This window comes from Streptococcus sp., from assembly GCF_030528045.1.
Taxonomy (GTDB): Bacteria; Bacillota; Bacilli; order Lactobacillales; family Streptococcaceae; genus Streptococcus.
This window is the reverse complement of record NZ_JAUMZR010000023.1, coordinates 18,386-31,610: the sequence shown is the minus strand read 5'-3', so window position 1 is coordinate 31,610 and position 13,225 is coordinate 18,386. Positions and strand designations below refer to the sequence as shown.

The window sequence follows — 13,225 nt, the reverse complement described above, 5'->3', positions numbered from 1 at the left end:
AACGCCGGAAGTAGTTGGGGGTTGGCCCCCTGTGAGATATGGAAGTCGCTTAGCTTTTATCCGCCATAGCTCAGTTGGTAGTAGCGCATGACTGTTAATCATGATGTCGTAGGTTCGAGTCCTACTGGCGGAGTATAAATCGAAACGTTCAACTGAGCGTTTTTTTATTTATAAATATAATGGACTGTTGAAATTTCAAATTTTAATTTTTAAATCTATAATTACCTCTTTATTTTATTTTTAGTTCGTTTAGCCCTAAATTCTTCTTTTATAGGATTTGAAGCTTTTTTAGTTCCTTTTTTTGTTAGACTAGTGTTACTAATAAGAAAGGGAATTTTTATATGCTTCAGAAATTTTATGATCGAGCATTTGTCTTTTTGAAACTAGTTGAACAAGAATATGCCTCTTTAGGGCAGAGTTGTTCAGAGTGGGAATCACTTCATCTTCGTTTTTTACTATATTACTTAATCCGATTTAAAATAAAAAGTGATAGGGACTTTTCACTATATCACTTTAAAACAGCTTATCGTCTATATCTAGATAAATTCCTGCAAGGTGGTATAACCCTCATCCAATAGGAAGCATCTATATCATAATTACGAACGATAGTTGTAGCTAGTTTTTAAAAAATATAGAATTAGCTTATAATAAAAGACTTCTGTATTTAGAAATGAGAGAATTTCCAAATCTTTTCTACTGTTTCTTCTTGATAAAATAGTGTTTTTTTCTTATAATAAATTGTAAGATATAATTGCGGGTGAGATTCCTGCCGTGTATATGAGAAAGGACGAGCTCCTAGTAGCTCAGACGAATTTTATTATGACTTCAGTTGTTGTTGTAGGTACCCAGTGGGGTGATGAAGGTAAAGGGAAAATTACAGATTTTCTTTCAGCTAATGCAGAGGTAATTGCTCGTTATCAAGGTGGTGATAATGCTGGTCACACGATTGTGATTGATGGTAAGAAATTTAAGTTGCACTTGATTCCATCTGGAATTTTCTTTCCTGAAAAAATCTCTGTTATTGGGAATGGGATGGTTGTAAACCCTAAATCTCTAGTAAAAGAGTTGAATTATCTTAATGAAGAAGGTGTGACAACAGATAATTTGCGCATTTCGGATCGTGCGCATGTCATTTTACCATATCACATTGAATTAGACCGTTTGCAAGAGGAAGCCAAGGGCGACAATAAGATTGGTACTACAATCAAGGGAATCGGTCCAGCCTATATGGATAAAGCTGCTCGTGTTGGAATTCGTATTGCAGATCTTTTGGATAAAGAAATTTTTCGTGAACGTTTGGAACGCAATCTTGCGGAAAAGAATCGTCTGTTTGAAAAATTATATGATAGCACCCCTATTTCAGTTGATGATATTTTTGAAGAATACTATGAGTATGGTCAACAAATCAAGCAATACGTGACAGATACATCCGTTATCTTGAATGATGCACTTGATAATGGCAAACGTGTGCTGTTTGAAGGTGCGCAAGGTGTTATGCTAGATATCGACCAAGGTACGTATCCATTTGTTACGTCGTCAAACCCTGTAGCTGGTGGTGTGACAATTGGGTCTGGTGTTGGTCCAAGTAAGATTGACAAGGTTGTAGGTGTCTGTAAAGCCTACACGAGTCGTGTAGGAGATGGACCTTTCCCAACTGAATTATTTGATAAAGTGGGAGATCGCATTCGCGAAGTAGGTCATGAATATGGTACAACAACTGGTCGTCCACGTCGTGTGGGTTGGTTTGACTCAGTTGTGATGCGTCACAGCCGCCGTGTATCTGGGATTACCAATCTTTCATTGAACTCCATAGATGTTTTGAGTGGTTTGGATACTGTGAAAATCTGTGTGGCCTATGATCTTGATGGTCAATGTATTGATTACTATCCTGCTAGTCTTGAGCAGTTGAAACGTTGCAAGCCAATTTACGAGGAATTGCCAGGTTGGTCAGAAGACATCACTGGAGTCCGTAATTTAGAAGACCTTCCTGAGAATGCACGTAACTATGTTCGTCGTGTAAGCGAGTTGGTTGGTGTTCGTATCTCAACTTTCTCAGTAGGTCCCGGTCGTGAACAAACTAATATTTTAGAAAGTGTTTGGTCATAGGAGATTTTTAAGATTAGTTTAAGACAGGTTGGGTATACTATAGACAGTTACAAGAAGACCTCCTAACTTGTTGTAACAAATATCCTAAACTTTTCTTTTTCATAATAATCTCCCTATTAAGTCACCGCATTCGGTGGCTTTTTTTGTGTTGAGAATCATGATATAATAATAAAATCGACAAGTAGGAAAAGAGAAAAACGATGAATTATACAGTTGAAGAAAAAGAAGCCTTTATGAGAGAGTCTTTGAGAGAGGCTGAGATTGCTTTAGAGCACGATGAAATCCCAATTGGTTGTGTGATTGTCAAAAATGGGGAAATCATTGGTAGGGGGCATAATGCGCGTGAGGAATTGCAGCGAGCAGTTATGCATGCGGAGATTATGGCTATAGAGAATGCGAACTTGAGTGAGGAGAGTTGGCGCTTGCTAGATTGCACGCTTTTTGTGACCATTGAGCCTTGTGTCATGTGTAGTGGGGCGATTGGACTCGCCCGCATTCCAAACGTGGTCTACGGGGCTAAAAACCAGAAATTTGGCGCTGCTGGAAGTTTGTACGATATCTTGACAGATGAACGTCTCAATCATCGTGTGGAGGTTGAAACGGGAATTTTGGAAGATGAATGCGCAGCTATCATGCAGGACTTTTTTAGAAATAGACGGAAAAAATAATTTTGCTTTTAAAATGAATAGGAATGTGATATAATAAATAGTAGAGCAACAGTTCTGCGTGAAGCGGGTCAGGGGAGGAATCCAGCAGCCCTAAGCGATTTGAATTGTGTGCTCTTTTTTCGTGCTTTTTCCGAATAAATAAGATAGAATAATCTAGAATAAATGATAATAGAAAAGAGAAGAATATGAAAATTCGTGGTTTTGAATTGGTTTCGACTTTTACAGATGAAAATTTGCTACCTAAGCGTGAGACAGCGCATGCGGCTGGTTACGACTTAAAGGTTGCTGTGCGTACGGTTATTGCGCCAGGAGAGATTGTCTTGGTTCCGACAGGGGTTAAGGCTTATATGCAGCCGACTGAGGTTCTCTACCTCTATGATCGTTCTTCAAACCCTCGTAAGAAGGGATTAGTCTTGATTAACTCTGTTGGTGTCATTGATGGAGATTATTATGGGAATCCTGGGAATGAAGGGCATATTTTTGCTCAGATGAAGAATATTACAGACCAAGAGGTTGTTCTTGAAGTTGGGGAACGTGTTGTTCAGGCTGTCTTTGCTCCTTTCTTAATTGCAGATGGAGATGCAGCAGACGGCGTGCGAATTGGTGGTTTTGGGTCAACTGGACACTAAGATGAAGATTATCTTTGTACGTCATGGGGAGCCAGATTATAGTATGCTTGATAAACTTGAAAATCCGCAACTCTATAGTGGTTTTGGTCGTGATTTAGCACCATTGACAGGAAAAGGTCGCAGTTTGGCAAAAGAAGTTGCTAAAACTGCATGTTTTGGAAAGGCAGAGATTATTATTTCATCATCTGTGACGAGGGCTTTAGAAACAGCACATTATATAGCAGTTGAAACAGGATTGGACTTATTTGTGGAGCCGTTTTTTCATGAGTGGCGTCCAGACTTAGATGGCACTAACTCTGATTTAACTAGTGTATTGGTAGCTCATGAATATTATCTAAAACATCAAGGAGGTTTATCTGAAGATTCTCCTTATCGCTATGAAACTGATCTAGAGATGCGTCATCGTTTTTTAAGAGCTTTGGAAAAATATAAAAATTATAAAACTATTATCATTGTAACTCATGGAATGCTCATGCGCCAGTTTGTGCCAAATGAGAAGATTGATTTTTGTCAAGTAATTGAGTGTGAGATAGAGATTTAGAAAGAGGTTTATCATCGCAAAGAAAAAAGCGACATTTGTGTGTCAAAATTGTGAATATAATTCCCCTAAATATCTGGGACGTTGTCCTAACTGTGGGACTTGGTCTTCTTTTGTAGAAGAGGTTGAGGTTGCCGAGGTCAAGAATGCACGAGTGTCCTTGACAGGTGAGAAAACCAAGCCCATGAAACTGGCTGAGGTGACTTCCATCAATGTCAATCGAACCAAGACGGAGATGGAGGAATTTAACCGTGTGCTTGGTGGAGGTGTGGTACCGGGGAGTCTCGTTCTTATCGGTGGGGATCCAGGGATTGGGAAATCAACCCTTCTCTTACAAGTATCGACTCAGCTGTCCCAAGTAGGGACTGTTCTCTATGTCAGTGGGGAGGAGTCTGCCCAGCAGATTAAGTTACGAGCAGAGCGCTTGGGGGATATTGATAGTGAGTTTTATCTCTATGCAGAGACTAATATGCAGAGTGTTCGATCTGAGGTGGAGCGCATCCAACCAGATTTTCTCATCATCGACTCTATCCAGACGATTATGTCTCCTGAGATTTCAGGGGTGCAGGGGTCTGTGTCTCAGGTGCGTGAGGTGACCGCTGAGCTTATGCAGCTGGCTAAGACCAATAACATTGCCATCTTTATCGTAGGGCATGTGACCAAGGAAGGGATCTTGGCTGGTCCGCGTATGTTGGAGCATATGGTGGATACGGTGCTTTACTTTGAAGGGGAGCGACACCATGCCTTCCGTATTTTGAGGGCAGTCAAAAACCGTTTTGGTTCCACTAATGAGATTGGGATTTTTGAGATGCAGTCGGGTGGATTAGTTGAGGTCCTCAATCCGAGTCAAGTTTTCCTAGAAGAGCGTTTGGATGGGGCTACTGGCTCGTCAATCGTTGTGACCATGGAAGGGACCCGTCCGATTTTGGTGGAGGTTCAGGCTTTGGTAACACCGACCATGTTTGGAAATGCCAAGCGTACGACGACGGGACTTGATTTTAATCGTGCTAGCTTGATTATGGCTGTTTTGGAAAAGCGTGCAGGCCTTCTCTTGCAAAATCAGGATGCCTATCTCAAATCTGCTGGTGGTGTTAAATTGGATGAACCTGCCATTGACTTGGCTGTTGCGGTTGCTATTGCTTCGAGCTACAAGGACAAGCCAACTAATCCTCAGGAATGTTTTGTAGGAGAACTGGGCTTGACGGGAGAGATTCGCCGTGTCAATCGTATCGAGCAGCGGATCAATGAAGCTGCTAAACTTGGATTTACAAAAATCTATGTACCCAAGAATTCCTTGACAGGAATCACTCCGCCTAAGGAAATTCAGGTCATTGGAGTGACAACGATTCAAGAAGTTTTGAAAAAGGTCTTTGCATAATCCGTGACAAATCCTCTTAAAAATGATAAGATAGGAGAAATATTTGATTATCAAATTTTTGAGGAGGGAATCGTGTCGTATTTTGAACAGTTTATGCAAGCCAATCAGGCTTATGTTGCCCTACATGGGCAGTTAAATCTGCCACTTAAACCCAAAACCAGAGTAGCTATTGTGACCTGTATGGACTCACGTCTACACGTTGCGCAAGCTCTAGGTTTGGCCCTTGGGGATGCTCATATCTTGCGGAATGCGGGTGGTCGAGTGACTGAAGACATGATTCGTTCACTGGTGATTTCCCAGCAACAAATGGGAACAAGAGAAATCGTGGTGCTTCACCATACAGACTGTGGAGCTCAAACCTTTCAAAATGAAAGTTTTCATGAACAGTTGAAACACGAGCTCGGAGTTGATGTATCTGATCAAGATTTTTTACCATTCCAGGATGTTGAAGAGAGTGTGAGAGAGGATATGCAATTGCTTAGAGAGTCTCCACTGATTCCTGATGATGTGGTTATTTCAGGTGCTGTCTATGATGTGGATACAGGAAGTATGAGAGAAGTATACTAACTTTGTCTCGAAAAAATTTCATCCTAGCATAAAATCGATTGTTAAAATGTAGGATTTTTAGTTTTAATATAACTAATATAAAATAGTATAAAACAAGGGTATAAATGTTTACTCTTGTTTTATTTTTGATTGAAAAATAAAGGAAAAAGCGCTACAATGGTAGATGGAAAATGTTGTGTAAAAAACAAGTGATACATAAATACCGGAGGAAATCATGTCTTTTTCTGATTTAAAGCTGTTTGCCCTTTCTTCTAATAGAGAATTGGCAGAACGTGTGGCGCAAGAAATTGGGATAGAGTTGGGGAAATCGACTGTTCGCCAATTTTCAGATGGGGAGATTCAGGTCAACATTGAAGAATCAATCCGTGGAAAACACGTCTTTATCCTACAATCAACTAGTTCACCTGTAAATGACAATCTGCTCGAAATTTTGATCATGGTAGATGCCTTGAAGCGGGCTAGTGCAGAATCTGTCAATGTTGTTATGCCCTACTATGGCTATGCACGTCAGGATAGAAAAGCGCGCGCGCGTGAGCCAATCACTGCAAAACTCGTTGCAAACATGCTAGAAGTTGCTGGGGTAGATCGTTTGTTGACGATTGATTTGCACGCTGCACAGATTCAGGGATTCTTTGATATTCCTGTAGATCACTTGATGGGTGCTCCATTGATTGCGGACTATTTTGAACGTCGTGGCATGGTTGGTTCTGACTACGTGGTTGTCAGCCCAGACCATGGTGGAGTAACTCGTGCTCGTAAATTGGCAGAGTTTTTGAAAACTCCGATTGCGATTATTGACAAACGCCGTAGTGTAGACAAGATGAATACCAGTGAAGTGATGAACATCATTGGTAAGGTAGAAGGTAAGACTTGTATCTTGATTGACGATATGATCGATACAGCTGGAACTATTTGTCATGCGGCGGATGCTCTTGCTGAAGCAGGTGCTGTTGAAGTTTACGCAAGCTGTACGCACCCAGTACTTTCTGGTCCTGCTATGGATAATATCCAAAAATCAGCTATTAAAAAATTGGTTGTTTTGGATACTATCTACCTACCAGAAGAGCGTTTGATTGATAAGATTGAACAAATTTCGATTGCTCATCTTCTGGGCGATGCTATTATCCGTATTCACGAAAAACGTCCTCTTTCTCCCCTATTTTGTATTGAGAAAAAGATTTAATCTTTCACTTGAAGTAGACAGAACTCCTAGCAGGTTTCTTTTCTTGCTAGGAGATTTTTATAGTCAAAATCTGCAAGCCTTTTCAAAATATGCTATACTGAGAAAAAAGGAGGATTTCTATGAGCCAAGAATTTATCAATCCAAGTGATGGTGTGATCCGTCAGTATCTGGAGACCAGTAAAACGTTAGCGGTAGTGGGTTTATCCGATCGTGAAGAAACAACTAGTAATCGAGTAACCAAGGAAATGCAGGCTCGGGGCTATAAAATCATTCCAGTTAATCCCAAGGCTGCAGGTGGGGAAATTTTGGGAGAAAAGGCTTATGCGAGTCTAGAAGAGCTTCCTTTTCCTGTAGATATTGTCAATGTTTACCGTCGCAGTGAGTTTTTACCTGATGTTGCGCGTGATTTTCTCAAGGCTGATGCTAAGATTTTTTGGGCACAACTGGAACTTGAAAGCCTAGAAGCGGAAGAAATCTTGCGTGCTGGAGGATGCGATGACATCGTGATGAATCGTTGCATCAAAAGAGAACATACTCGCTTAATTCTTGAGCAATAAAAAGGTAGCCATGGGCTACCTTTTTATATTATAAAGCACCAATCAATGCTTGCATGCCAAGACTGGTGAGGATGATGGCAATCCAGCAAAGGGCTCCAAGAAGAATGGATTTACCGCTGGATTTGACCATAGCTACTAGATTGGTTTTGAGACCGATAGCACTCATGGCCATGATAATGAGGAATTTGGAGAGTTGTTTGAGAGGGGTAAAGAAGCTATTAGACACACCGAGAGAGGTGAGAAGAGTCGTTAAGAGAGAGGCTAAGATGAAATAAAGGATAAAAAGTGGGAAAACTTTTTTCAGTTGTACGCCTTGTTTATTTTCTTGCTGGCGACTTTGCCAGTAGGAGAGAAAGAGAGTGATGGGAATGATTGCTAAGGTACGCGTGAGTTTAACAATAGTTGCAGACTCAAGGGTATTTGTCTGATAAAGACTGTCCCAGGAGCTGGCGGTAGCCGTTACAGAAGAAGTATCATTGACTGCAGTTCCTGCAAAGAGGGCAAAGCCTTCATTTGATAAGTGAAGCCAGGTTCCTAGAGTTGGAAAGATGAGCGCAGCCAAGACATTGAAGAAAAAGATAACGGAAATGGCTTGGGCAACTTCTTTTTCCTTTGCATGGATAACGGGTGCTGTCGCAGCAATGGCAGAACCACCACAGATAGAAGAACCCACTCCAATCAAGGTAGCCAGTTTTGTGTCTAGCGCAAAGAAACGCTGGAAGAGGTAGGCAACAATTAAGGAAATCGAAATGGTGGAAAGGATGACAGGGAGTGAAGTTTGTCCAACTGCAAAGACTTGCGAGATATTGAGACCAAAACCGAGTAAGATAACGGCATACTGGAGCAATTTCTTGGAACTAAAGGTCAAACCTGCATCTAGTTGTTTGTAGGACGAGAGCCAGGGGTGGAGGAGCATTCCAGCAAAAATTGCAAAGACAGGTGCCCCCACGACGGGGAAAAATCCTCCCAGGAACCAAGATACGATAGAAATGAGAAGGCAGGCCAAGATTCCTGCTCCATTTTTTGATAAAAATGACATATAAACCTCCGAAAATAAGCACTTATTATTATAGTCCTGTCGAGAAGAAAAGTAAAACAGAAAGTGAAAAATGCGGGTTTCAGATGGATTTTGCGGTCAGGAAGCTTTTGTAGTATAATAGTACTATGTTCTGTAAGCAAGGGGGATATCTATGGACTTAACCAAACGCTTTAATAAACAGTTAGACAAGATTCAAGTTTCCTTGATTCGCCAGTTTGACCAGGCAATTTCAGAGATTCCTGGGGTCTTGCGTTTGACCTTGGGGGAACCTGATTTTACAACGCCAGATCATATCAAGGAGGCAGCCAAGAGAGCCATTGACCAGAACCAATCCTACTATACAGGGATGAGCGGTTTACTGACCTTGCGCCAGGCTGCTAGCGACTTTGTAAAAGAAAAGTACCAGTTAGATTATAATCCTGAAAATGAAATTTTGGTTACAATTGGGGCGACAGAGGCTTTATCTGCTACTTTGACAGCTATTTTGGAAGAGGGAGACAAGGTGCTCTTGCCAGCTCCTGCCTATCCAGGATATGAACCGATTGTCAATCTGGTTGGGGCAGAGATTGTCGAGATTGATACAACTGAAAATGGTTTTGTTTTGACCCCTGAGATGTTGGAAAAGGCCATTTTGGAGCAGGGTGACAAGCTCAAAGCAGTTATTCTCAACTATCCAGCCAATCCGACAGGAATTACCTATAGTCGGGAGCAGTTGGAAGCCTTGGCAGACGTTTTACGCAAGTATGAGATTTTTGTTGTCTGTGATGAGGTTTACTCAGAATTAACCTATACAGGCGAAGCCCATGTATCTCTGGGAACTATGCTGAGAGATCAGGCTATTATTATTAATGGCTTGTCTAAATCGCATGCTATGACTGGTTGGCGTTTAGGCTTTATCTTTGCTCCTGCGGCTTTCACAGCTCAGTTAATCAAGAGTCACCAATACTTGGTCACTGCCGCAAACACTATGGCTCAACACGCTGCGGTGGAGGCTTTGACCGCTGGTAAAAACGACGCAGAGCCTATGAAGAAGGAGTACATCCAGCGTCGAGATTATATCATCGAGAAGATGACTACTCTTGGTTTTGAGATTACCAAACCAGATGGGGCCTTCTATATCTTTGCTAAGATTCCAGCGGGCTACAATCAAGATTCCTTTGCTTTTCTGAAGGATTTTGCTCAGAAGAAGGCCGTTGCCTTTATCCCTGGTGCCGCCTTTGGGCGTTACGGAGAAGGCTATGTGCGCCTGTCCTATGCAGCCAGCATGGAAACAATCGGAGAGGCCATGAAACGACTTGAGGAGTACATGAGAGAAGCATGATTCAGTCTATCACGAGTCAAGGCTTGGTGCTCTACAATCGTAACTTTCGTGAGGATGACAAGCTAGTCAAAATTTTTACCGAGCAGGCGGGCAAGCGCATGTTTTTCGTCAAACACGCTGGCCAGTCCAAACTAGCTCCGGTTATTCAGCCCTTGGTGTTGGCACGATTTCTCTTGCGAATCAATGATGACGGGCTTAGCTACATCGAGGACTACCATGAGGTGATGACCTTTCCAAAGATTAATAGTGATCTCTTTGTCATGGCCTATGCAACCTATGTGGCTGCTCTTGCAGATGCTAGTTTGCAGGATAATCAGCAGGATGCTCCCTTGTTTGCTTTCTTGAGGAAGACTCTGGAGTTGATGGAAGCAGGTTTGGATTATCAGGTTTTGACCAATATTTTTGAAATTCAAATCTTGACTCGATTTGGGATTAGCCTTAATTTTAATGAGTGTGTCTTTTGCCATCGGGTCGGTCAGGCCTTTGACTTTTCTTTCAAATATGGAGCCTGCCTTTGCCCAGAGCATTATCATGAAGATGAGAGACGTTGTCATCTAAATCCCAATATCCCTTATCTGCTCAATCAATTTCAAGCCATTGATTTTGAAACCTTGGAGACCATTTCGCTTAAGGCAGAAATCAAGCAAGAGCTACGCCAATTTATGGATCAACTCTACGAAGAGTACGTTGGGATTCACCTTAAATCAAAGAAATTTATTGATTCCCTAGCAGACTGGGGACAATTACTAAAAGAGGAAAAAAAATGAAAAAAATTGCAGTAGATGCCATGGGGGGCGATTACGCACCTCAAGCCATCGTTGAGGGTGTCAATCAAGCCCTTGCTGACTTTTCAGATATTGAGATTCAACTCTACGGAGATGAAAGTAAGATCAAGCAATATCTAACAGCGACAGAGCGCGTCAGCATTATCCATACGGATGAGAAAATTAACTCAGATGATGAGCCGACAAAAGCTATCCGTAAGAAGAAAAATGCCAGCATGGTATTGGCAGCCAAGGCAGTCAAGGAGGGAGAAGCAGACGCTGTCCTCTCTGCTGGTAACACAGGTGCCTTGTTGGCTGCAGGATTCTTCATTGTGGGTCGTATCAAAAATATCGATCGTCCAGGACTCATGTCGACCTTGCCGACTATTGATGGAAAAGGCTTTGACATGCTAGACCTTGGAGCCAATGCGGAAAATACAGCCCATCATCTGCACCAATACGCTGTCCTAGGTTCCTTCTATGCGAAAAATGTTCGTGGGATTTCGAAACCACGTGTTGGTTTGCTCAACAATGGAACAGAAAGCAGCAAGGGAGATCCGCTTCGTAAGGAAACATACGACTTGTTAGTAGCTGATGAAAGTTTGAACTTTGTCGGAAACGTGGAAGCGCGTGATCTGATGAATGGCGTTGCGGATGTTGTCGTAACAGATGGTTTCACGGGAAACGCTGTTCTCAAATCCATCGAAGGTACAGCTTTGGGAATCATGGGCTTACTTAAAAATGCTATTACGGGTGGTGGCCTTCGAGCGAAGCTAGGTGCTCTACTTCTTAAGGATAGTCTTAAGGGGTTGAAGACACAGCTTAACTATTCAGATGTTGGAGGAGCAGTCTTGTTTGGCGTCAAGGCGCCAGTTGTAAAAACTCATGGCTCAAGTGATGCCAAGGCTGTGTACAGTACGATTCGTCAGATTCGTACCATGCTAGAAACAGACGTAGTTGCTCAAACTGCGCGTGAATTTTCAGGAGAATAAAAAAGATGACAGAAAAAGAAATTTTTGACCGTATTGTAACCATTATCCAAGAGCGACAGGGAGAAGACTTTGCCGTAACAGAGGCCTTGAGTTTGAAAGACGATCTAGATACGGACTCAGTGGATTTGATGGAGTTTGTCTTGACACTAGAAGATGAATTTGGTATCGAAATCACTGATGAGGAAATCGATCAACTTCAAAGTGTAGCGGATGTAGTAGCGATTATTAAAGATAAAAAATAGCCAAAAGCAACATGCAAGTCATGTTGTTTTTTTATTTGCAGAAAAAAGAGAAACTTTTAGTAGAAATTGCGAATAAAGAGATGAGAAAGAAAAAGGAGGAATGTTTATGTATGTGACCGGTTTTTATCCGTGGTTCATTAAGTGGTTTTTAAAATAAAAATGAATGAATTGTTCATTTTCGAATTGTTTTTCGAATAGATAGGTAAGGAAAAGGGAAGAAGACTATGTGATGTATTTACCAATCTTATTGCCATGGTTGATCAAATGGTATTTAAAATAAATGAAATTTACCTGTTCATTTTAAATTACTTCTCGAATAAAAAAGTGAGAAGAAAAGGAAGGAGATAAGGAAATGATTTCAGTAATTTACCTATTCTGGTTTTTAAAATGGTTTAAAGCCTAGAAACCGTAAACTAAAAATAAAGGAGAAAACAAATGACAAACTTTGACAACATGGAACAGAACTTTGTAGCTCTTACAGAAGAAGAGTTGACGGATGTGAATGGGGGAGCATGGCTGATTGTAGCTTGGGTGATTGCTAATCCTGTGACAGCAGCTAAAATTGCTGGTGGAATTACTGCAGCAGGAATTGCAGGTTATAATTATGTGACGAGTAGATGGTAATAGAAGGAGGAGATGATATGGAAAAATCTATTTTAAAATTTGAAACAATGACTGATACGGACTTGCAGGAAATTCAAGGGGGAGCCTTTCCCCTTCTTATCCCTGTGGCAGTTGGTTTTGTAAAAGGTTTTGTATATACAGGTGGAGCTATTTTAACAACTCGAGCACTCTTTTCAGGTAAATAGGAGTCTGCTATGAAAAAAATCTTATTAGGATTTGCTGAGGGGTATTTTGTCGTATCGTTCATTCTTTATATCGCAACGTATATGATTATGAAAAATCCGATCAATACCTTGTTTTATCCAGAAACCTATCCAATTCTACTTGGTCTGTTTTATCTAGGATACAAGTACAAAACAAAAGAAAGTACGATTGGAAATTGATGAACCATCAGATCGGAGTTTGAGATGAAAGTTGTTCAATTACTAGGAAAAGCTTGGCTAGAGACCGCTGTATTATTTAGCTCGATAGCTTATCTAATTATTAGAATCGTAGCTGATGTAAACAAAATAAATCTACCTACATGGTTTGAATCTTTTGATATACCTACGATCTCCTTGTTTTTAGTGGCATTTATTTTACTGTATCGGGGCCAAGGAGAAAGAAAAGGAGAATAG

Annotated in this window: 18 protein-coding genes, 1 tRNA gene and 1 other RNA gene; 19 read left to right on the top strand and 1 reads right to left on the bottom strand. The window is 41.1% G+C overall.

Annotated elements, in window-relative coordinates:
* The first annotated feature begins 59 nt into the window (after positions 1 to 59).
* From Q4A91_RS05865 to Q4A91_RS05815, 11 genes are all read left to right on the top strand, one after another.
* Positions 60 to 133, top strand: a tRNA-Asn gene (locus Q4A91_RS05865).
* A gap of 208 nt (positions 134 to 341) precedes the next feature.
* Positions 342 to 578, top strand: a complete 237-nt coding sequence (gene comW, locus Q4A91_RS05860; RefSeq protein ID WP_033629128.1) for a sigma(X)-activator ComW — start codon at positions 342 to 344, stop codon at positions 576 to 578.
* A gap of 241 nt (positions 579 to 819) precedes the next feature.
* Positions 820 to 2,106: an adenylosuccinate synthase gene (locus Q4A91_RS05855; RefSeq protein ID WP_303209758.1), complete on the top strand. Its 1,287-nt coding sequence runs from the start codon at positions 820 to 822 to the stop codon at positions 2,104 to 2,106.
* Positions 2,107 to 2,306: 200 nt separating this feature from the next.
* Entirely contained in the window at positions 2,307 to 2,774 is a 468-nt protein-coding gene (gene tadA, locus Q4A91_RS05850; RefSeq protein ID WP_303209756.1) for a tRNA adenosine(34) deaminase TadA, read from the top strand.
* A gap of 32 nt (positions 2,775 to 2,806) precedes the next feature.
* Positions 2,807 to 2,904, top strand: an RNA gene (gene ffs / locus Q4A91_RS05845) — signal recognition particle sRNA small type.
* A gap of 55 nt (positions 2,905 to 2,959) precedes the next feature.
* Positions 2,960 to 3,403, top strand: coding sequence for a dUTP diphosphatase (locus Q4A91_RS05840; RefSeq protein WP_303209755.1), 444 nt, complete (start codon positions 2,960 to 2,962; stop codon positions 3,401 to 3,403).
* Position 3,404: 1 nt separating this feature from the next.
* On the top strand, positions 3,405 to 3,944 hold the full coding sequence (locus tag Q4A91_RS05835) for a histidine phosphatase family protein (protein WP_223141548.1): 540 nt from the start codon (positions 3,405 to 3,407) through the stop codon (positions 3,942 to 3,944).
* Positions 3,945 to 3,954: 10 nt separating this feature from the next.
* Entirely contained in the window at positions 3,955 to 5,319 is a 1,365-nt protein-coding gene (radA, locus tag Q4A91_RS05830; RefSeq protein ID WP_303209760.1) for a DNA repair protein RadA, read from the top strand.
* Positions 5,320 to 5,391: 72 nt separating this feature from the next.
* Complete coding sequence (locus tag Q4A91_RS05825; protein ID WP_185756296.1) at positions 5,392 to 5,886, top strand: carbonic anhydrase; 495 nt, start codon at positions 5,392 to 5,394, stop codon at positions 5,884 to 5,886.
* A gap of 214 nt (positions 5,887 to 6,100) precedes the next feature.
* Positions 6,101 to 7,069 carry a ribose-phosphate diphosphokinase gene (locus Q4A91_RS05820; protein WP_000010174.1) on the top strand — a complete coding sequence of 323 codons (969 nt, stop codon included), beginning with the start codon at positions 6,101 to 6,103 and terminating at the stop codon, positions 7,067 to 7,069.
* Positions 7,070 to 7,188: 119 nt separating this feature from the next.
* Positions 7,189 to 7,626: a CoA-binding protein gene (locus Q4A91_RS05815; RefSeq protein ID WP_303209752.1), complete on the top strand. Its 438-nt coding sequence runs from the start codon at positions 7,189 to 7,191 to the stop codon at positions 7,624 to 7,626.
* A 28-nt stretch (positions 7,627 to 7,654) separates the two neighbouring features.
* Here Q4A91_RS05815 and Q4A91_RS05810 read toward each other — a convergent pair whose 3' ends face one another.
* Positions 7,655 to 8,665 carry a YeiH family protein gene (locus Q4A91_RS05810; RefSeq protein WP_303209751.1) on the bottom strand — a complete coding sequence of 337 codons (1,011 nt, stop codon included), beginning with the start codon at positions 8,663 to 8,665 and terminating at the stop codon, positions 7,655 to 7,657.
* A 151-nt stretch (positions 8,666 to 8,816) separates the two neighbouring features.
* Between Q4A91_RS05810 and Q4A91_RS05805 the strand changes: the two genes are divergently transcribed.
* From Q4A91_RS05805 to Q4A91_RS05770, 8 genes are all read left to right on the top strand, one after another.
* On the top strand, positions 8,817 to 9,986 hold the full coding sequence (locus tag Q4A91_RS05805) for a pyridoxal phosphate-dependent aminotransferase (RefSeq protein ID WP_303209749.1): 1,170 nt from the start codon (positions 8,817 to 8,819) through the stop codon (positions 9,984 to 9,986).
* Positions 9,983 to 10,753: a DNA repair protein RecO gene (recO, locus tag Q4A91_RS05800; RefSeq protein WP_303209747.1), complete on the top strand. Its 771-nt coding sequence runs from the start codon at positions 9,983 to 9,985 to the stop codon at positions 10,751 to 10,753. Before Q4A91_RS05805 ends, recO begins: the two co-directional genes overlap by 4 nt.
* Positions 10,750 to 11,742 (top strand): phosphate acyltransferase PlsX, encoded by a 993-nt coding sequence (gene plsX / locus Q4A91_RS05795; RefSeq protein ID WP_070683744.1) that lies wholly within the window; start codon positions 10,750 to 10,752, stop codon positions 11,740 to 11,742. The genes recO and plsX overlap by 4 nt, the downstream gene beginning before the upstream one ends.
* A gap of 5 nt (positions 11,743 to 11,747) precedes the next feature.
* Positions 11,748 to 11,984: an acyl carrier protein gene (locus Q4A91_RS05790; RefSeq protein WP_303209744.1), complete on the top strand. Its 237-nt coding sequence runs from the start codon at positions 11,748 to 11,750 to the stop codon at positions 11,982 to 11,984.
* Positions 11,985 to 12,419: 435 nt separating this feature from the next.
* Positions 12,420 to 12,608, top strand: a complete 189-nt coding sequence (locus Q4A91_RS05785; RefSeq protein ID WP_303209742.1) for a class IIb bacteriocin, lactobin A/cerein 7B family — start codon at positions 12,420 to 12,422, stop codon at positions 12,606 to 12,608.
* A 17-nt stretch (positions 12,609 to 12,625) separates the two neighbouring features.
* Positions 12,626 to 12,793: a bacteriocin gene (locus Q4A91_RS05780; RefSeq protein WP_000415691.1), complete on the top strand. Its 168-nt coding sequence runs from the start codon at positions 12,626 to 12,628 to the stop codon at positions 12,791 to 12,793.
* Between the two features lie 9 nt (positions 12,794 to 12,802).
* The gene (locus tag Q4A91_RS05775; protein ID WP_303209741.1) at positions 12,803 to 12,991 is read left to right on the top strand and encodes a hypothetical protein; all 189 of its coding nucleotides are present in this window, start codon (positions 12,803 to 12,805) and stop codon (positions 12,989 to 12,991) included.
* Positions 12,992 to 13,015: 24 nt separating this feature from the next.
* Positions 13,016 to 13,225, top strand: a complete 210-nt coding sequence (locus Q4A91_RS05770; RefSeq protein WP_303209740.1) for a bacteriocin immunity protein — start codon at positions 13,016 to 13,018, stop codon at positions 13,223 to 13,225.